The following is a 19,517-nucleotide window of genomic DNA, read 5'->3' on the forward strand; positions in this document are numbered from 1 at the left end:
GAAACCCGGGCCACGGGAGGAAACCTTCTCGAAGGCTGATGGCCCTGGATCGTGAGTCACATCCCTGCCTGCGCGAGGATCGCCTCGGCGAGTTTCACATGTGCGGCATCCACCAGCCGGCCATCGACGCTGGTGGCGCCCAGCCCGCGCGCTTCGGCTTCTCGATAGGCTTCGAGATTGCGCTTCGCCCGCGTGATCTCCTCCTCGGTCGGCGAGAACACGGTGTTCGCGATCGCGATCTGCGACGGATGGATCGCCCATTTTCCGTCGAATCCCAGCGATGCGGCATGCCGTGCATCCTGCTCGTATCCTGCTTCGTCCTTGAAATCCGGGTAGGGCGCGTCGATCGCGCGCAGATCTCCGATCCGGGCAGCAGTGAGCACCTTCATCCGCGCGTAATGCCAGAAGTCGCCGGGGTAGTCGTCGCGGGGCCGGAAGTTCGTGTCGACCCGTGCGCCTTGCGACACCGACAGATCGCCGGCACCGAAGATGAGTGCGTCGAGACGACCGCTGGACGTGGCGATCTCTTCTGCGTTCGCCACCCCCGCCACATCTTCGATGAGCACCTCGAGCCGGACGCGCTTGGTCATCCCGAGGGTGTCCTCCACCTGCGTGAGCAGGGTGTCGACCCACCAGACATCCCGTGCTGCCGTCACTTTCGGCACGATGATCACATCGAGGTTCTCGCGGGCGCCGGTGAGAACTTCGACGACGTCCCCGTACGCCCAGCGGGTATCGATGCCGTTCATACGGATCGCCCGGGCCGTGCGCCCCCAGTCGCACTCGTTGAGTGCGCGAACGGCCTTGCCGCGAGCTTCTTCCCGCTCAGCGGGGGCGCAGGCGTCCTCGAGGTCGAGGAACACGAGGTCGGCGTCGGAAGCGGCGGCCTTCGCGAACATCCGCTCGTTCGACGCGGGTGTCGCGAGTTCCGACCGCCGGATCGGAGGTGGTATCGAGGTCATGAGGCGTTCCTTCCGGACGTGATGATGTGTCGGTCGCACAGATCGGCGATCTGCGCGTCGGTGAGAGCGAGCACCTCGGTGAGGACTTCCGCGGTATGGGCCCCCAAGGAGGGCCCCAGGCTGTCGACGATTCCGGCATTCCCCGAGAACCGCGGTACGGGGGCCTGAACGAGCATGCTCTCGAGATCCGGATCGTCGATCCGGACGAAGACCTCGCGGGCCTGCATCTGCTCGTCGTGGACGAGTTGGGAGATGTCGTAGACGGGCGCCGCGGCAATCTCACCCGCTTCGAACACGGCCATCGCCTCGTCGAGGGTGTGCTGCGAGACCCACTCGGCGACGATCCCGTCGACCTCGTCCAACCGCTTCAGGCGCCGCTGCGCATCCGAGAAATCGGGATCGTCGACGAGGTCATGGCGACCGATCGCCTTGAACACCCGCAACGCGATACTCGGAGAGCTGGCCGACATCGCGAGCCATGCGTCGTCCTTCGTCCGGTAAGTGTTGCGAGGGGCCGAGATACCCCACCGGTTTCCACTCCGATGCGCGATCGCACCGGTCTGGTCGTAGGCGAGCAACGACTGCTCGAGCAGCCGCGCCAACGGGTCGACCAGATTCACGTCGATCAGCTGACCGTCTGCACCGTGGACGTCGCGGTGATACAGCGCCATCATGATCGAGTACGCCGCGTTCAGCGACGCCACACCATCGGCGAGCATGAAGGACGGCAGTGTGGGCGGGCCATCCGATTCGCCGGTGGTGTGCGCGAATCCGCTCATCGCCTCGCCGAGAGTACCGAAGCCGGGGCGCGACGATTTCGGGCCGGCGAGGCCGAATCCCGTGACATGCAGCATCACGATCTTGGGGTTGATCCTGCGGAGTGCGTCGTAGTCGAGGCCCCACCGGGTGAGAGTATGCGGCCGGGTGTTCGCGACGACGACGTCGCATTCCGCCGCGAGACGTCGTACGAGCTCTTGACCGTCGTCGGTGCGGAGATCGATCGTGACGGAACGCTTGTTGCGTCCGATGCTCTTCCAGACGAGTCCGATCCCGTCCTTCTGCACACCCCATCCCCGGATCGGGTCGCCACCCTGCGGCTGTTCGATCTTGATCACATCGGCGCCGAATTCGCCGAGGTACGTCGCCGCGAGCGGACCGGCGGCCAGTGTCGCCATGTCGAGCACGCGGATTCCGCGCAGCATCGCGCCGCTACCGGACACGCCCTCAGGCATTCTGGGCCACCCGCTCGCCCGCCGAGGGCAGCGCGGCAGAGTCCTGACCGGCGGCGAAGACATTCGCAGGTCGCTCGAGGCCGAGGTTCTCGCGCAGCGTCGCCCCGGTGTAGTCCTCCCGCACGAGCCCGCGTGCGCGCAGTTGCGGAACGACGAGCCGGACGAAATCTTCGAAAGCACCGGGGAAATGTGTGGCGGCGATGACGAATCCGTCGCACGAGCGCGACTGGAACCACTGCTCCATCTGCTCGGCGATCTGCTCCGCAGTCCCCACGAAGCGCGGCCCCTGAAGCAGGGTCGCCCGATGGTTGGCGAGTACTCGCAGGGTCAGTTCCTGGTCTCCGATGTGCCGTTTGACGCCCTGCACGAGGCCGCGAATGCCGGAGACCTGGTCGATGAGCTCGTCGGTGACGACGTCGTCGAGGCTGTGACCGGAGAAGTCGTAGTTGGTAACCTCCGACAGGAGGGTGAGTGAGGCCTGCGGGTGGACGAGATCATGCAGGAAGATGTTCTCCTTCTCCCGCGCGATCTGCTCGGTCTCTCCGGGGATGACGTACACCATCGGCAACACGCGTACCGAGTCGGCGTCGCGGCCGTGTTCGGAGATGATCGCCTTCTGATCGGCATAGTGCTCGGCGGCGACGGCCTGACTCGGGTCGCCGGTGAAGATGAGGTCGGCCCACTTGGCGGCGAACTGCCGACCGCGGCCGGACGACCCGGCCTGAATCAGTACTGGTCGTCCTTGCGGGGTGCGGGGCACGGTGAGCGGACCTTGCACGTCGAAGAATTCTCCGTGGTGGTCGAGTTGGTGAACCTTGGCGGGGTCGGCGAAGATGCCCGATTCCCGGTCGGCGACGATGGCACCGTCCTCCCACGAATCCCACAATTTGGCAACAACTTCCACGAACTCTTCGGCACGGTCGTAGCGCTTGTCGTGTTCGGAGTGTTGGTCGACACCGAAGTTCCGGGCCTCGGCGTCGTTGACGGAGGTGACGATGTTCCAGGCGGCGCGTCCACCACTGAGATGGTCGAGCGACGCGAAGGTGCGTGCGACGTGGAAGGGCTGGTAGTACGTCGTCGAATAGGTGGCGCCGAGCCCGAGGTGCTGGGTTGCGGCGGCCGCGGCACCGAGGATGGCGGTGAGGTCCAGTTTGATGGGCCGGGCGCCGTAGCGGACGGCATCGTCGACCGAGTTGCCGTAGATGCCGGGCATCGCGAGACGGTCGTCGAAGAACATCAGGTCGAATGTGCCCTCTTCGAGTACGCGCGCGATGCGCTGGTAGTAGGCGAGATCCAGGTAGTCCTGTGCGGAGTGCGGATAGCGCCACGACCCCGAGTACACCGACACGTTGCCCGCCTGCATGAAAGCGACGAGCGTCATCTGATCGGTTCTGCGTTCCATGGGAATCCCCTCGTTCAAAAGCGTATCTGATGTCTACTGATATATTTATTTTCCAGTGATAGATTGTCAAGTCTCAAGGTCTATCGAACCGGAAGGGGTGCAATGACGGACGTCGAAAGCGGACCGTGGATCGTCGGCGAGACGCCGGACGACACCACCGAAAAGAAGAAGAAGACCGGTCGCGAACGCGTGCGCGAAGTGCTCCGCCATCGGATCCTGTCGGGCGACCTCTCCCCGGGTGATCGCATCGACCTCGACGCCGTCGCCGACGAGTTCGGAACGAGCCGCACGCCGGTGCGGGAGGCGTGCCTGGCGCTCGCGCAGGAAGGCCTGGTCCGTGTCGCACAGCGAAGCGGCATCACCGTCATCGGCGTCTCCCCCGACACGATCATCGAGAACTTCGCGCTCATGGCCGCACTGTCGGGTGTCGCTGCGCAGTGGGCAGCCGGCAAGATCACCGACAGGCAACTGCTGCGAGTGCGCGAACTGCACCGTGAGATACGGGTCGCTGCGGCTTCAGGCGACGATATCGCCACACTGAACTGGCTGTTTCACCGCGAGATCAACAAGTCGTGCGGTTCCACACGGTTGCAGTCCATGCTCGGCGACGCGGGCCGCATGATCCCTCAGCGCTACTTCGAACTGTTCCCCGAACGGGTGCCGTGCAGCCTCGACGAACACGACGCCTTGATCAGTGCACTCGCGCGCGGTGACGGCGCCGAGGCCCGGCGCATCACCGAGCAGCACTTCGCGGGTGCATCACAGATGCTGAGCACCTACATCGCACAGGCAGCCCGCAACACCGCCGCCGCACAGCACTGAACCTGCAGTTCAGGCCAGCGTCGCCCCGGCGTCCAGGCAATGCCAACAAGCATATATTAATCAAGGTTAGATACATCAATACAGTGTCGATATACGAAAGGTCCACCATGAGCATCCGAACCATACGCCCGCGGCGCAGCACCCTCGCAGTACCCGGATCCAATCCGAAGATGATCGACAAGGCCCGCGGTCTCGCGGTCGACGCGGTGTTCCTCGACCTCGAGGACGCGTGCGCACCCAATGCCAAGGCCGAGGGCCGCAAGATCATCGTCGAGTCCCTTCGCGACGGTGGATTCGACTCGAAGATCCGCACGGTCCGCGTCAACGACTGGACCACTCCGTGGACGTACCGCGACGTCGTCGACGTCGTCGAAGGTGCCGGCGCGCACCTCGACTGCATCATGCTCCCGAAGGTTCAGGACGCCGCGCAGGTCCGTGCGCTCGACATGCTCCTGACGCAGATCGAGAAGTCGGTCGGGCTCGAAGTCGGCCGGATCGGCATCGAAGTCCAGATCGAAACCGCGTCGGGGCTCATCGCCCTGGATGCCATCGCCCAAGCCAGCCCGCGAATCGAAACGCTGATCTTCGGGCCGGCCGACTTCATGGCGTCGATCCAGATGAAGTCGCTCGTCGTGGGTGAACAACCCCCCGGATACGACGTCGGCGACGCCTACCACCACATCCTCATGTCGATTCTCATGGCCGCCCGCGCCCACGGCAAGCAGGCCATCGATGGCCCCTACCTCGCGATCAAGGATCTCGACGGCCTCGGTCGCGTCGCCGGTCGCGCCGCCGCGCTCGGCTTCGACGGCAAGTGGGTGCTGCACCCCTCCCAGGTCGACGTGATCAACGAGACCTTTAGCCCCGGCCAGGACGATTACGATCACGCCGAGAACATCCTGGACGCGTACGAGTGGTGCACCTCCGAAGCGGGCGGGTCGCGCGGTGCGGCGATGCTCGGCGACGAGATGATCGACGAGGCGTCCCGCAAGATGGCGCTGGTGATCTCCGGCAAAGGCCGCGCCGCGGGCATGACACGGACGTCGGTGTGGCAGCCGCCGGCGTGAACTTCCCGAACGACGGTTGGCCCGCACCGCATTTCGACGGTGCGGGCCTATTCAGGTGGGCGCCGGGGAAATCAGGACACGACGGACCGTTGCGGAACACCCGTGTATTCGCTGAGCGGGCGGATCAACGCGTTCGATTCGCCCTGCTCGATGATGTGGGCCGTCCATCCCGTGATGCGGCTCATCACGAAGATCGGGGTGAACACTTCGATGTCGAATCCCATCAGGTAATAGGCAGGCCCCGTGGGGAAGTCGAGATTCGGCTCGATCCCGGTCGCATCACCCATCGTCGCTTCGAGGATGTCGTACATGCGCACCCACTTCTCACCGCCGGTGTGGGCAGCGACGTCGCGGAATGCCTGCCGCATCGTCGGAACGCGCGAATCCCCGTTCTTGTAGACACGGTGGCCGAAGCCCATCACCTTCTCCTTGCGGGCGAGCTTGCCTCGCATCCACTCCTCGGCACGCTCCGGTTCGCCGATCTCGAGCATGTCGTGCATGACGGCTTCGTTGGCGCCGCCGTGCAGAGGGCCCTTGAGCGCACCGATCGCCGCGGTGACGGCGCTGTAGATGTCCGACATTGTCGAGGTCACCACCCGCGCAGCAAACGTCGACGCATTGAAACTGTGCTCCGCGTACAGGATCAGCGATGCCTCGAACGCCTTCACGATCTCAGGCGCGGGAACCGACCCGAAGCACATGGTCAGGAAGTTCTCGGCGAACCCGAGCGAATGGTTCGGTGCGATCGGGTCGAGGCCACGGCGACGCCGGTGATCGGCCGCGACGATAGTCGGGAGCACCGCCATCATGCGCAGCGCCTTCGCACGATTCGCGGACGGCGACGCGTCGCCCTCGGTGGAGTCCTCCGCACCGAGATAGCTGATCGCGGTGCGGACCACGTCCATCGGGTGGCAGCTCTCCGGCAGCTTCGCGACGAGCCCGAGCAGCGAGCGATCGGCCCGCCGCTCGGCGCGTTCACGCTGCATGAACAGCCCCAACTCGGCGTCGCTGGGCAACTCTGCATTCCACAGCAGGTAGGCGACCTGCTCGAAAGTGCAGTGCGCAGCCAGATCCTGCACTGCATAGCCGCGGTACGTCAGGGAGTTGGTCTCCGGCACCACCTTGGAGATCGCGGTGGTGTCGACGACGACTCCGGCAAGACCCTTGTAGATCGTCGGAACAGCGGTATCGGTCATCACTGACTCCTGTCGAGGGTGAAATCGAATATTCCGGAATCGAATTCGTTGTAGTGCTCGTAGTCGAGCACCTCGTACAGCCGCGAACGGGTCTGCATCTCGTCGAGCAGGCTCTCCTGCGTTCCCTCCTCGTGGATGATCCGCAGTCCCTTCTCGATGGCGCCCATGGCCAGCCGCAGAGTGGTCACGGGGTAGATCACCGCGTTGTATCCGATCTTCTCCAGCACCTGCGCCGGGATCAGCTGCGACTTACCGAATTCGGTCATGTTCGCGAGCAACGGCACACCCACTGCGGCGCGGAACCTCTCGAACTCCGCCGTGGTGCGGAGCGCCTCGGTGAAGATCAGATCGGCGCCGGTTTCCGCGTACGCTTTCGCACGGTCGATCGCGGCGTCGATGCCCTCGATTCCGGCCGCGTCCGTGCGGGCGCAGATCACGAAGTTCGGGTCGCGGCGAGCCGACACGGCCGCCCGCAGGCGGCGCACCATCTCGTCGATTCCGACGATGGCCTTGCCGTCGAGGTGCCCGCAGCGTTTCGGGTTGATCTGGTCTTCGAGGTGCAGACCCGCAACGCCGGCATCCTCGAGTACGGTCACCGTCCGTGCGGCACTCATCGGTTCGCCGAAGCCGGTGTCGGCATCGACGAGCACCGGTAGATCGGTGACCCGCGCGATCTGAGCACTGTGCTCCGCAACCTCGGTCAATGTGGTCAGCCCGATGTCCGGCAGCGCCAACCCCGCGGAGAACGCTCCGCCGGAGACGTAGACTCCCTCGAACCCGATCTCCTGAACGAGCTTGGCCGTCAGCGGATTGATCGCGCCGGGCAGACGCGTGATGGTGCCCGATTCGAGGCCCTTCCGGAAGGCACTGCGCTTGTCTGCCGGCGGGGTGGAGGCGGCGATCAGACCCGACATTAGAACAGGCCCTCCGGCAGCTTCGGTGCCCGTGCGAGCACGTCGTCGGACACGGTGAAAGTGAGCTGATCAAGCTCGCCGGCCTTCAGTTCGGGAGTGCGTTGCGCGGCGTCCAGGAAGCGTTCCTGCTCTGCCGGAGCCACGACATCGTCCGCCAAGATGCGGAACTTCTCGATGTACTGGTCGCGGGCGAACGGTCGGGCGCCGAGCGGATGGGCGTCAGCGATCGCAAGCTCGTCGACGATCACGTCGCCGTTCTTCAGCGTGACCTCCGCGCGGGCACCGAACGCCTTCTCCGCCGGGTCGGTGGAGTGGTAGCGGCGCGTCCACTCCGGATCTTCTGCGGTGGAGATCTTGTTCCACAGCTCGATGGTGTCGGGCCGCTGCGCACGCTCGGGTGCGTAGGAGCGCTCGTGGTGCCACACACCGTCCTGCAGGGCGACCGCGAAGATGTACATCACGGAGTGGTCGAGGGTTTCGCGAGACGCGTGGGGATCGAACTTCTGCGGATCGTTCGAGCCGGTACCGATCACGACATGGGTGTGGTGGCTGGTGTGCAGGACGATCGATTCGATCAAGTCGAGGTCGCGGATTCGCTCGCGCATGCGGCGGGCGAGGTCGATCGGAGCCTGGCTCTGGTACTCGGCCGAGTGTTCCTTGGTGTACGTGTCGAGGATCGCGCGCTTGACCTCTCCGGGCGCCGGCAACGGCACGGTGTACTCGGCGTTCGGGCCGCCGAGCAGCCACGCGATCACGCCGTCCTCACCTTCCCAAATGGGAGACGGGGCGCCCTCGCCACGAAGGGCACGATCGACGGCCTCCACGGCCATCTTGCCTGCGAAGGCGGGAGCGTAGGCCTTCCAGCTGGAAATCTCGCCCTTGCGGGACTGCCGTGTGGCGGTCGTGGTGTGCAGGGCTTGCCCGATGGCCTGGTACACGGTCTCGACGTCGAGGCCGAGCAGGGTGCCGATACCGGCTGCGGCGGACGGTCCGAGGTGCGCGACGTGGTCGATCTTGTGCTCGTGCAGGCAGATCGCGCGCACGAGATTCACCTGGATCTCGTAGCCGGTGGCTATGCCGCGGATCAGATCGAGGCCGCTACGACCGGTGTGCTGGGCGGCAGCCAGGATCGGCGGGATGTTGTCGCCCGGATGAGAGTACTCGGCAGCGAGAAACGTGTCGTGGAAGTCGAGTTCGCGCACCGCGACCCCGTTCGCCCACGCCGCCCACTCCGGCGAGAATGTGCCGTCGACGCCGAACACTGCCGAACCGGGAGTGTAGGGGTGTGCCTGCGCCTGTGCCCGGGCGTTCGATACCGGGCGTCGGGTCAGCGACGCGGCGGCGACCGAGGCGTTGTCGATGATCCGGCACACGATCATGTCTGCGGTGTCCTCCGGAACCTCGACCGGGTCGGTCGCAACCTCCGCGATCCTCCACGCGAGATGCTCTTCCTTCGGGAATTCTTCCGCGGACCGATGGGTGCGTACGAGTTGCGTCTTCACTGGAATCCTCCGAATGTCGGTGCTTCGATTTGCACGCTACGCAGGCTTAGCGAGGTTGGAAATGCCCTGCAATTGACTATTTTTGCGAAACCCATCGAGCAAAATTGCGAATGTTGCGAAAGCGCCTGATGTTAAGATTCGCTGCCATGCAGAAGATGTACGCCGGGGCACGTCTGCGTCGGCTGCGGGAGGAACGTGGAATGACCCAGACCGCGCTCGCGACCACCCTCGGGTTGTCCACCAGCTACGTCAATCAACTCGAGAACGACCACCGCCCCCTCACCGTGCCGGTGCTCTTGCGATTGAACTCGATGTTCGACCTCGACATAGCGTTCTTCGCTGCCGACACCGACGCTCGGCTGCTCGCAGACCTCCAGGAGGTACTCGCGGAGAACCCCGATACCACTGCCGTCTCCGCTGCCGAGATCGACGAACTGTTGTCGCGCACCCCGTTCGCGGCGCGCGCACTGGTATCACTGCACCGCCGGTTGCGCGGCGCAACCGAACAACTCGAGCAGATCGCCCCGAATGATCCGGAAGTTGTTGCCGACCAATCGACCACGACACCCTACGAGGAAGTTCGCGACTTCTTCTACGACCGGCGCAACCACATCGCCGAACTCGACGATGCTGCAGAGGAACTGTTCACTACTCGGGGGCTGACTGTCGGCGGACTCGATCTGCAACTCAGCGGCCTGCTGCAGGAGGAACACGGCGTCACCGTCATCATCCGCACCGACGAACCCGACCGGATCGGACCGAAGCGCGTCTACGACCCGGTCACGAAGGTTCTGACCCTCGCACGACGCCTGACCCCGGGCCAACGCGCATTCCAGCTTGCGACGCAACTCGCATTCATCGCGTATACCGGCACTGTCGACGCGATCGTCGCTGGGGCGGCGGCGTTGCCCGAACGCTCACGTGCCCTTGCCCGTGTCGGGCTGGCCAACTACTTCGCCGGCGCACTGATCCTGCCGTACACCCAGTTCCTTCGCGCTGCCGAGGCCCTGAGCTACGACGTCGACCTTCTCTGCGCGAAGTTCGAGGTGGGATTCGAGACCGTGTGCCATCGGCTGTCGACACTGCAACGCCCCGGTCGACGCGGAGTGCCGTTCTTCTTCGTTCGTACCGACCGCGCGGGCAACATCTCGAAGCGACAGTCCGCCACAGCTTTCCACTTCTCCCGCGTGGGCGGCAGTTGCCCATTGTGGGTGGTGCACGACGCGTTCACCTCGCCCGGTCGTATCCTGACACAGGTGTCTCAGATGCCGGACGGTCGCACCTACTTGTGGATCGCCCGCACCACCCACGAGAGCGCACCCGGATACCTCGGAGCCAAACGGGATTTCGCGATCGGTCTCGGATGTGATCTCGGCTACGCCGGCAAACTCGTCTACTCTCGAGGGTTGCGTCTCGACGATCCCGACACAACCGTGCCCATCGGTGCAGGCTGCAAGGTGTGCGATCGTCCGTCGTGCACCCAGCGCGCGTTTCCGCATTTGGGTCGCTCAATCTCGATCGACGAGAACAACGCGGGACTCGTGCCGTACTCCGCTTCGGAGAGCCGGTGAGATGCGCGACGAACGATACCTCGATCACGAGACTCACTGGTGGGCGCAGGCCGATTGCCGGTTCTTCGGCCCGTCGCCGTTCTTCGGACCGGATACCGAAACCCCCACCGAGCGACTCCGGCGCGAGAACCACGCCAAGCGAATCTGCGCGGGATGCCCGGTTGTCGACGAATGCCTTCGATACGCGGTCGACACCGGCGAACAGTTCGGGATCTGGGGTGGCACTTCGGCACGGGAAAGAAGAGCACTCACCCGTGCGTGATTTCGGCAGCCAGGACTACCAGAATCACGCACGGGCAGCGGAGCTGCCCAACCTGTGGTAGCGAATCGCGGGGACGCCCTCGTCGACTGTCACCGTGGCGCGCACCCCGTACACCTGCTCGATGAGAGCGGTGGTCAGCGCGTCGTACGGTGTGCCGTGCGCAACAATTCTTCCTTTCGAGAGCACCACGACCCGATCGCAGAACATCGCTGCGAGATTGAGATCGTGCAATGCCACGTAACTGGTTACCGGAAGGGCCGCGACCCGTTCGAGAATGTCGAGCTGGTGCTGGATGTCGAGGTGGTTCGTCGGCTCGTCCAGTAGCAGTTCTTCGGGTTCCTGCGCGAGAGCGCGGGCGATCTGCGCTCTCTGACGTTCCCCACCCGACATCGAGCGCCACAACCGGTCGGCGAACTCGGTCATCCCCGTCACGGCGAGGGCACGGTCGATGGCGTGCGCGCCGCCGTCATCGCGTCCGAACACGTCGGTACGCGGAATCCTGCCGAGGCGCACCACATCCCGTACCCTGATATCGACCTCGGTGTGCGCGTGTTGTCCGACCATCGCGACTCGGCGTGCCAGAGCGCGGCGACCGAGGCTCCCGATGTCTGCTCCGTCGAGAGTCACGGACCCGCCATCGGGACGATCGATTCCTGCGAGCAAGCGCAGCAACGACGATTTACCCGACCCATTCGGCCCCAGCAACCCGATCGTCTCCCCGGGCGCAGGGTGGATCGTCACGTTGTCGATCACGAGATTCCCACCGCGGCTCCACCGCAGCGACTTCGCTGAGAGTGTCACGGCGCACTCCTCGTACGGAACAGGATCAGCGCGAAGGCCGGAACCCCGATCAGTGCGGTCACCACACCCACCGGTACCTCCTGCGGCGCGAACACGGTACGGGCCACCGCATCCACCCACACCATGAACACCGCACCCACCACAGCGGTGACCGGCACCAAATGGCTGTGCCGGGGACCGACCAGGAATCGTGCCGCGTGCGGCAGGACGAGCCCGACGAATCCGATCGCACCCGCGGCACTCACCAGCACGGCGGTGATCAACGCAGTCACGACCAGGAACATCAACCGCGTCCGGCCCACCGAGATACCGAGCGTCGCGGCGGTCGACGAACCGAATGTGAATGCGTCCAGAGACGATGCCCTGACCAGACATACGACAATGCCCAGCGCACACACCGAACCGCAGAGCGCCACATCGCTCCACGTGGCGCCGGACAGCGACCCCAGCAACCAGAACAGCACCCCCCGTGTCCGTTCCGCGTCAGCAGACGAGATGACGATGAACGACGTCAACGCCGAGAACAGCTGAGTTCCTGCGACGCCCGCGAGGACAACGCGCGAGGTACCTCCGCCCGCGCCGGTGGCGAGCAACAGCACGAGCGCGAACGACACGAGCGCGCCGAGGAAAGCACCGCCCGACAACGACACGGCACCGCCGCCGATGCCGAGCACCGCGACCATCACGGCACCCGTTGATGCACCCGACGAAATCCCCAAGACGAACGGATCCGCCAGTGGGTTGCGCAGCAGCGACTGCATGATCACGCCGCACACCGCAAGACCGGCGCCGCACACCGCAGCCAGCAGAGTCCGCGGCAGTCTCAACTCCCAGACGATTCCCTCACGGATCGCGCTGACCGAACTGTCGGCGAACCCCAACCGGTCGAAGATGACCGCATACACGTCCGGCACAGAGAGTTCGGCCGGGCCGATCGTGACGGTCACTGCGATCGACAACGCCAGTACCACCAGCCCCACCGCGACGACAACCGCCGCGACCGGGACCCGCTTGACAGGCGACCGATACGTCGTCGCCGGCCTCATCAGCCCGCGAGATTCCACTCGCGCAGCGCGTCGGCGACCTTCTCGATTCCGTCGATCGTACGGATCGAGGGGTTCATGTCGGCGCCGTTGACGACGATGTACCGCTGGTTCTGCACGGCAGTCAGACGCTGGGTGACCGGATTCGATTCGAGGAATTCGATCTTGCTGTCCAGCGCGTCACCCGCGATGCTGCGCCGGCTCAGGTCTCCGAGAACCAGAGCAGTGGGGTCACGGTCGAGAATCGACTCCCAGCTCACCTGCGGCCACTCGTTCGTGGTGTCGTCGAAGACGTTCGTTGCACCGACGGAGTTGGTGATGATGCCCGACGAACCGCAGCAACCCGCGACATACGGGGTGGCGGTGTCGGCGAACCAGTATGCGAGCGTCACCCCGGAGCCGTCGACCTCACCCGCGGCGGTCTCGTACCGCTGCTCGAGCTCGGCGACGAACTCTTCACCACGCTCGGTGACATCGAAGATCGCGGCGAGTTCCCGGATCTCCTTGTACACCGCGTCCATGGTCAGCGGCTCAGTGCGGTTGCCATCGGAGTTGACACTGTTGTCGTCCTTACCCTCGCAGTCGGTGGGCGACAGGTAGGACGGAACACCGAGCTGTTCGAACTGTTCCGCCGCCGCGACCCCACCCTCGCCGAGGGTGCCGCCGAACGACGCCGACACGAAGTCCGGTTCAGTATCGAGCACCACTTCGAACGACGGATTGTTGTCGGCCAGGCGCGGCACCTTCTCGTTCTCGGCAGCGAGGTTGTCGCGCACCGGGTCGGTCCAGGTGGCGGTACCCACCATGCGTTCGGCCAGGCCGAGCGACAGCAGGATCTCCGTCGATCCCTGGTTGAGCGACACGGCCCGCTGCGGTGGGGCGTCGACTGTGAGCTCACGGCCACAATTCTGGATGGTCAACGGGTAGTTCGTCGACTCTGGCGCGGCGCCGGCCTCCTGCTGATCGGCGGCATCCGGGTCGGGGTCGCTCGACGAGCAACCGGTCAGCGTCATCGCAGCCGCGACAAGTGCTACGCCTGCACGCAGCACCCTTCGCCGCCTCTTTCGGGCAGCAAGAATCGAATTGATCATGTCCATCCTCGTGGTCGAGCTCCGGCCGACGCAGGTGTCCTGACTCCCGGATCAACGCTCTCCCCCGGCCTTCCAACCCATACGGGTCGTGGCCATGAGATCGGGGGTTTGCTCCTCGGTCACAGTTGCGGGACAGTCCCGGATTCACACCGGTGTTCCCTACGTCGGTTCGAACAGTACAAGACCAGGCCATATTCGCAAGAATGGGGAGCACGGAACAGAATTACTCGTTTCGTGAACGGTTCCCCCGGCTGGACGGACGAGGTCGGCGCGACCCTGCCGTGCCCTGCAACGGACGCCGATCCTGCACCTGATTCCGACAAGGACCGACGCCGCTACCGACCCGGGGTTTACCCTGGTTATCGACACCTTCCACCGGGTCGAGCAGGGGCGGCCATAATGGCTTCTCGTGTGGTCGAACGAGGAGGCATCGCGTGAGTGACAACCTGTCGGCCTACCGGAGAGACTTCGCGCGGATCGAGAAGCGGATCGCCGGGGAGTTCGACCCAGGGCGACGACGCTGGGTGCTCGCCGGGTGCATCGCGCTGCTGATCGTCGGGCTTCTGCTTCCACAGACGTCGTCGGCCTGGTCGTGGACAGTTCTCGCGGGCTGGTTCGGCGACAGTGCCGCGGTATCGATGCTGATGCGGGTCTTCATGACGTTGACCGTGGTGTTCGGTGTGCTGGTCTCTTCTGCCGCGCTGTGTCTGCGCCGCTGGCGGCTGGCGTCGGCGGCGATGCTCGGCTCCGGGCTCGCGTCGCTGTTCGGCCTGCTGGGCTACTGGTCGCAGGCGGGGATGATCGCCGACGGGCCGCACGCACCGGGCATCGGCATGGTCTTGAACTGGCTCGTCATGATCGCGATGACCTCGCAGTGGCTACCGATCGTCCTCAGCCAGTCCCCCACCGACACGCGTCCGCGGCCCACGCTGATCCGGTCTCACTGACCCCGATCATTCTGCGCGGCTGATTCTGCACAGCTGCTGTGCAGCTCATTCTGCCCAGCTGCTGTGCAGCTCATTCTGTCCAGCGCAGCAGGTAGGTGTCCATCACCCAGCCGCGCGCGGCCTTGGCCCGAGCCCGCGCAGAGTCGATGGCATCGAGCACGTCACCCAAGCGTCCCGCGACAGTCTCCTCGTCGCTCGTCCCCAGATTCGCTCCCCACCAGATGTCCCAATCGCCGGCAAGGTCGCGGCAGGCGAGCTGACCGTCCAGCATGACAACGATATTGTCGGCGCCCGACGCAACTTCCGCGCCGAGGCGCCGGCCGGTGGTGATCGTGATCGGTCCGCCGATCCTGTTGAACACCAGCCGATGTCGGGCAGCCAGAAGTTGGATGCTGCTCACGCCGGGCACAACGTCGTAGTCGATGTCCAGCACACCGCGATCGCGGATACGTTCGACGACTCGGATGGTGCTGTCGTACAGGCTCGGATCGCCCCACACCAGGAATCCGACCGTCTCGTCGTCGCGGACCTCCGCGCGCAGCACCGCCTCGTACGCGTGCGCCCGGGCCGCGTGCCAGTCGCGCACCTCTGCCCCGTACTGCTCGGGTGCGCGGTCACGCGGCGGGTCGGGCACCACGATGGTGCGATACCGCCCGGTGGCGTGGCGACCGAGAATCTGTTCGCGCACTGTCACGAGATCGTCCACACCGCGCTGCTTGTCGGCGACGAGGAACACGTCGACGCTCTCGAGCGCTTTGATGGCCGCGACTGTGAGATCGTCCGGACCACCCGGTCCGATCCCGATCAGCCGCAACCTCATCCGCGATCCTCGAGATCACCTTCGACGTCGAGATAGGCCTGCTGCAGAGCCTTCAGCGTTTCCGGGTCGGGTTCGGCCCACAATCCGCGGTCGGCGGCCTCGGTGAGTCGTTCGACGATGCCGCGCAGCGCCCACGGGTTGGCCTCGCGCAAAAACTGCTGATTCTCCTGGTCGAGTGCGTAGTTCTGCGCCAGCGACTCGTACATCCAGTCCTCGACAACCCCGGCGGTTGCGTCGTACCCGAACAGGTAGTCGACGGTCGCGGCGAGTTCGAACGCACCCTTGTAGCCGTGCCGGCGCATCGCGGAGATCCACCGGGGGTTGACGACGCGCGCGCGGAACACGCGCGCGGTCTCTTCGCTGAGCGACCGGGTGCGCACGGTGTCGGGGATCGTCGAGTCTCCGATGTACGCCTTGGGGTCGTTGCCCGTGAGCGCACGCACGGTAGCGACCATGCCACCGTGATACTGAAAGTAGTCGTCGGAGTCCGCGATGTCGTGTTCGCGCGTATCGGTGTTCTTGGCGGCCACGGTGATCCGGCGGTAGTTGGCACGCATGTCGTCGGCAGCGGCGACGCCGTGCAGGTTGCGTCCGTACGCGAATCCGCCCCATGCGGTGTACACCTCGGCGAGGTCGGCATCGGTGCGCCAGTTTCCGGAATCGATGAGTTGCAGGATTCCGGCACCGTACGAGCCGGGCTTGGATCCGAAGATGCGGCGCACCGCGCGGTCGGCGTCGCCGTGCTCGGCCTCGTCGCGTGTGGCGTGGGCGCGCACATAGTTCAGATCCTCGGGTTCGTCGAGGGCGGCGACCATGCGGATCGCGTCGTCGAGCATGCCGATCACGTGCGGGAACGCGTCGCGGAAGAACCCGGAGATGCGCACGGTGACGTCGATGCGCGGTCGGCCGAGTTCCTCGAGCGGCACGACGGTGAGTTCGCGGACGCGACGGGATTCGGGGTCCCATTCGGGGCGCACACCGATGAGCGCAAGCACCTCGGCGATGTCGTCGCCGGCGGTGCGCATCGCGGAGGTGCCCCATACCGACAGTCCCACCGACTGCGGGTACTCACCGGTATCGGCGAGATACCGCTCGATCAGTGCGTTCGCGAGCGCAACACCCGTGTCGTAGGCGAGGCGGCTCGGCACAGCCTTGGGGTCGACGGTGTAGAAGTTGCGGCCGGTGGGCAGCACGTTGACCAGGCCGCGCAACGGGGAGCCCGACGGCCCGGCGGGAACATATCCGCCGTCGAGGGCGTGCAGGACGGCATCGAGTTCGTCGGTGGTCTGCGCGAGGCGCGGAACCACCTGTTCGGCGGCGAAGGTCAGCACGCGCGACACCTCGTCGTCGGTGTGGCCGAGAACCGATTCGACTGTGGCCGAGGCGGTATCGACATTCCAGCCGCCGTCTTCCATCGCCTGCACGAGCGCACGAGCCCGCGTTTCGATCGCATCGACCTCGGTCAGCGGTGCGTCGGTCTTCAGTCCGAGTGCGGTCCGCAGGCCGGGCACGGCGTGGCTCTTGCCACCCCACACCTGTGCGGCGCGCAGGATCGAGAGCACCAGGTTGACGCGTGCTTCGCCCTCGGGGGCCGCGCCGAGCACGTGCAGTCCGTCGCGGATCTGAGCGTCCTTGACCTCGCACAGCCAGCCGTCGACGTGCAGCAGGAAATCGTCGAACTCGGCGTCGTGCGGCCGGTCGGCGAGGCCGAGGTCGTGGTCGAGTTTCGCGGCTTGGATGAGTGTCCAGATCTGCGCGCGGATCGCGGGCAGTTTTGCGGGGTCCATCGCCGCGATGTTGGAGTATTCGTCGAGCAGTTGCTCGAGCCGTGCGATGTCTCCGTAGGATTCCGCGCGGGCCATCGGCGGGATCAGGTGATCGACGATCGTGGCGTGTGCGCGACGTTTGGCCTGCGCGCCCTCGCCGGGGTCGTTGACCAGGAACGGGTAGATCAGCGGCAGGTTCCCGATGGCGGCGTCGGTCGCGCATGATGCGGACATCCCCGCATTCTTTCCGGGCAGCCACTCCATCGAGCCGTGCTTACCGAGGTGGACGACCGCGTCGGCACCGAACCCCTGCTCGACCCAACGGTATGCGGCGAGGTAATGGTGCGACGGTGCCATGTCGGGATCGTGGTAGATCGCAACCGGGTTCTCACCGAATCCGCGCGGCGGCTGGATCATGAGGACGACATTGCCGGCCTGCAACGTGGCCAGGACGATCGCGTCCCCGTCGACGAACAACGAACCGGGCGCGGGCCCCCACGCCTCGGTCATCGCATCGGTGAGCTCGGCGGGTAGGTCCTTCGTCCATTCCACGTAGTCGGATGTGGTGACCCGCACCGGGTTACCGGCGAGCTGGTCGGCGGTGAGCCATTCCTCGTCCTGCCCACCTGCGTCGATCAGCGCATGGATCAGGGCATTTCCAGCTGCAGTGTCGTCGAGTTCGGGGTCGTCGTCGAAGTTCATGCCGGGGAAACCGGCGCCGAGGTCGTAACCGATGTCGCGCAGTGCGCGCAGCAGCTTGATCGCCGACACCGGGGTATCGAGACCGACGGCATTGCCGACGCGGGAATGTTTGGTGGGATACGCCGACAGCATGATCGCGATCCGCCGGTCCGCCGGCGGGACATGCCGCAGCCGGGCGTGCGCGACGGCAATGCCTGCCACGCGGCGGCAGCGTTCCGGGTCGGTGACGTAGCGAGGCAGGCCGTCGGAGTCGAGTTCCTTGAACGAGAACGGCACCGTGATGATGCGGCCGTCGAATTCGGGAACCGCGATCTGGGTCGCGGAGTCGAGCGGGGACACACCGTCGTCGGAGTCCGCCCAGCTGTCGCGGCTCCACGTCAGGCACAAGGCCTGCAGAATCGGAATATCGAGCGCAGCAAGGGCTCCCACATCCCACGCCTCGTCCTCACCGCCGGCACTCACCGTGGCGGGCTTGGTGCCGCCGGCGGCAAGGACGGTCACGACGAGCGCATCGAGGCTGCCGAGTTCGGCGAGCAGGTCGTCGGAAGCACCACGAAGCGAGGCGCAGTGCACGACCACGCCCTGTGCCCTACCTGTCGCGTCGATCGCGTCGGCCAGATCGTGCGCGAACTGCACGTTTCCGCTGGTGTGGTGGGCGCGGTAGAACAGCACCCCCACCCGCGGCAGCGACTCGTCGCCGGGCGTGGGCCGGTCGAGTACACCCCATTCAGGTAGTTCGGCGGGCGGCTCGAAGCCTTCACCGCCGAGCAGCACGGTGTCCGACAGGAACGCGTGGAGCTGCGCAAGGTTGGCGGGGCCGCCGTGGGCGAGATAGCGATGCGCCTCGGCAGCGGTCCCGATCGGCACCGTCGAGTAGCTCATGAGCTCGGCGTCCGGTGTCTGTTCACCACCCAGGACGACGATCGGAACTCCCCGTGCGAGGACGGCGTCGAGCCCGTTCTGCCAGGACCTGGCAGAGCCGAGAATCCGCACGATGACCAGGTCGGCGCCGTCGAGGAGTCCGCTCAGGTCTGCGTCGACGTCGAGGCGCGACGGGTTCCCCACCGCCCAGTCGGCGCCGCTCGAGCGGGCCGACAGCAGGTCGGTGTCCGATGTCGACAGCAAAGCGAGGCGCGTCACGACGCAACCCGAAACTCGAGGCACACGGCCATGTTCAGTCTCCAAAACCCTCGTGGACGTACTCATGCCGTGGCCGGTCTCCTGGCTGGCGGATCATCGCTACTGCGCCGACCTTCCCGGACTGTCGTCCAGTGGTCTCCGTTCCGGCAGGCCGGTACGGACGAGGGCGAGCAACTACCCGCTCACAGTGGCGAGGGCCGCGCCGGTTTCTCACCGGCTTCCCGTAACCACGGCGTCGCCAGCGTAGCGCACCATTTTCTGAGGATGTGCAACCATA

The 19,517-nt window shown here is 65.5% G+C and carries 16 protein-coding genes and 2 riboswitches; of the genes, 5 read left to right on the forward strand and 11 right to left on the reverse strand.

The genetic code is table 11. The features are described from left to right. Positions 1–56: 56 nt before the first annotated feature. Genes ACZI8W_RS17620 through ACZI8W_RS17630 form a run of 3 tightly spaced genes read right to left on the reverse strand, consistent with a single transcriptional unit; the run spans position 57 to position 3,596 of the window. Positions 57–962 (reverse strand): HpcH/HpaI aldolase/citrate lyase family protein, encoded by a 906-nt coding sequence (locus tag ACZI8W_RS17620; RefSeq protein WP_463369801.1) that lies wholly within the window; start codon positions 960–962, stop codon positions 57–59. Then, on the reverse strand, positions 959–2,164 hold the full coding sequence (locus tag ACZI8W_RS17625) for a CaiB/BaiF CoA transferase family protein (RefSeq protein ID WP_463369934.1): 1,206 nt from the start codon (positions 2,162–2,164) through the stop codon (positions 959–961). Before ACZI8W_RS17625 ends, ACZI8W_RS17620 begins: the two co-directional genes overlap by 4 nt. Before the next feature lie 22 nt (positions 2,165–2,186). Then, complete coding sequence (locus tag ACZI8W_RS17630) at positions 2,187–3,596, reverse strand: LLM class flavin-dependent oxidoreductase (RefSeq protein WP_463369802.1); 1,410 nt, start codon at positions 3,594–3,596, stop codon at positions 2,187–2,189. Between the two features lie 102 nt (positions 3,597–3,698). On the opposite strand from ACZI8W_RS17630, the gene ACZI8W_RS17635 reads away from it, so the two are divergent. Continuing rightward, positions 3,699–4,418, forward strand: coding sequence for a GntR family transcriptional regulator (locus ACZI8W_RS17635; protein WP_463369803.1), 720 nt, complete (start codon positions 3,699–3,701; stop codon positions 4,416–4,418). Positions 4,419–4,525: 107 nt separating this feature from the next. Further along, complete coding sequence (locus ACZI8W_RS17640; protein WP_463369804.1) at positions 4,526–5,485, forward strand: HpcH/HpaI aldolase/citrate lyase family protein; 960 nt, start codon at positions 4,526–4,528, stop codon at positions 5,483–5,485. Positions 5,486–5,556: 71 nt separating this feature from the next. On the opposite strand, the gene ACZI8W_RS17645 is transcribed toward ACZI8W_RS17640, so the two are convergent. The 3 genes from ACZI8W_RS17645 to prpD are packed head-to-tail and all read right to left on the reverse strand — an operon-like array spanning position 5,557 to position 9,097. Next, positions 5,557–6,681 carry a bifunctional 2-methylcitrate synthase/citrate synthase gene (locus tag ACZI8W_RS17645; RefSeq protein WP_463369805.1) on the reverse strand — a complete coding sequence of 375 codons (1,125 nt, stop codon included), beginning with the start codon at positions 6,679–6,681 and terminating at the stop codon, positions 5,557–5,559. After that, positions 6,681–7,595: a methylisocitrate lyase gene (prpB, locus tag ACZI8W_RS17650; protein WP_463369806.1), complete on the reverse strand. Its 915-nt coding sequence runs from the start codon at positions 7,593–7,595 to the stop codon at positions 6,681–6,683. The genes ACZI8W_RS17645 and prpB overlap by 1 nt, the downstream gene beginning before the upstream one ends. Then, positions 7,595–9,097, reverse strand: a complete 1,503-nt coding sequence (gene prpD, locus ACZI8W_RS17655) for a 2-methylcitrate dehydratase PrpD (RefSeq protein ID WP_463369807.1) — start codon at positions 9,095–9,097, stop codon at positions 7,595–7,597. The genes prpB and prpD overlap by 1 nt, the downstream gene beginning before the upstream one ends. 146 nt (positions 9,098–9,243) lie before the next feature. Here prpD and ACZI8W_RS17660 point away from each other — a divergent pair, with 146 nt between their 5' ends. Both ACZI8W_RS17660 and ACZI8W_RS17665 read left to right on the forward strand, forming a co-directional pair. After that, positions 9,244–10,668 carry a short-chain fatty acyl-CoA regulator family protein gene (locus ACZI8W_RS17660; protein ID WP_463369808.1) on the forward strand — a complete coding sequence of 475 codons (1,425 nt, stop codon included), beginning with the start codon at positions 9,244–9,246 and terminating at the stop codon, positions 10,666–10,668. A 1-nt stretch (position 10,669) separates the two neighbouring features. Further along, positions 10,670–10,930, forward strand: a complete 261-nt coding sequence (locus ACZI8W_RS17665) for a WhiB family transcriptional regulator (protein WP_463369809.1) — start codon at positions 10,670–10,672, stop codon at positions 10,928–10,930. A 24-nt stretch (positions 10,931–10,954) separates the two neighbouring features. Here ACZI8W_RS17665 and ACZI8W_RS17670 read toward each other — a convergent pair whose 3' ends face one another. From ACZI8W_RS17670 to ACZI8W_RS17680, 3 genes are read right to left on the reverse strand one after another with little or no spacing between them, the layout of a single operon-like run. Further along, positions 10,955–11,731 (reverse strand): ABC transporter ATP-binding protein, encoded by a 777-nt coding sequence (locus ACZI8W_RS17670; RefSeq protein WP_463369810.1) that lies wholly within the window; start codon positions 11,729–11,731, stop codon positions 10,955–10,957. Beyond that, positions 11,728–12,777 (reverse strand): FecCD family ABC transporter permease, encoded by a 1,050-nt coding sequence (locus ACZI8W_RS17675; protein WP_463369811.1) that lies wholly within the window; start codon positions 12,775–12,777, stop codon positions 11,728–11,730. Before ACZI8W_RS17675 ends, ACZI8W_RS17670 begins: the two co-directional genes overlap by 4 nt. Beyond that, positions 12,777–13,787 (reverse strand): ABC transporter substrate-binding protein, encoded by a 1,011-nt coding sequence (locus ACZI8W_RS17680; RefSeq protein WP_463369935.1) that lies wholly within the window; start codon positions 13,785–13,787, stop codon positions 12,777–12,779. Before ACZI8W_RS17680 ends, ACZI8W_RS17675 begins: the two co-directional genes overlap by 1 nt. Positions 13,788–13,877: 90 nt before the next feature. Further along, positions 13,878–14,064, reverse strand: a riboswitch (cobalamin riboswitch). 235 nt (positions 14,065–14,299) lie between these two features. On the opposite strand from ACZI8W_RS17680, the gene ACZI8W_RS17685 reads away from it, so the two are divergent. Further along, positions 14,300–14,812, forward strand: coding sequence for an Rv2732c family membrane protein (locus ACZI8W_RS17685; protein WP_463369812.1), 513 nt, complete (start codon positions 14,300–14,302; stop codon positions 14,810–14,812). Positions 14,813–14,882: 70 nt separating this feature from the next. Here the strand turns inward: ACZI8W_RS17685 and cobF are convergent, their stop codons facing one another. Further along, positions 14,883–15,632 carry a precorrin-6A synthase (deacetylating) gene (gene cobF, locus ACZI8W_RS17690; protein ID WP_463369813.1) on the reverse strand — a complete coding sequence of 250 codons (750 nt, stop codon included), beginning with the start codon at positions 15,630–15,632 and terminating at the stop codon, positions 14,883–14,885. Beyond that, the gene (gene cobN, locus ACZI8W_RS17695) at positions 15,629–19,240 is read right to left on the reverse strand and encodes a cobaltochelatase subunit CobN (RefSeq protein ID WP_463369814.1); all 3,612 of its coding nucleotides are present in this window, start codon (positions 19,238–19,240) and stop codon (positions 15,629–15,631) included. The genes cobF and cobN overlap by 4 nt, the downstream gene beginning before the upstream one ends. A 54-nt stretch (positions 19,241–19,294) precedes the next feature. Then, positions 19,295–19,511, reverse strand: a riboswitch (cobalamin riboswitch). Positions 19,512–19,517 lie beyond the last annotated feature (6 nt).

The sequence above is a fragment of the Rhodococcus ruitaii genome, assembly GCF_055230935.1.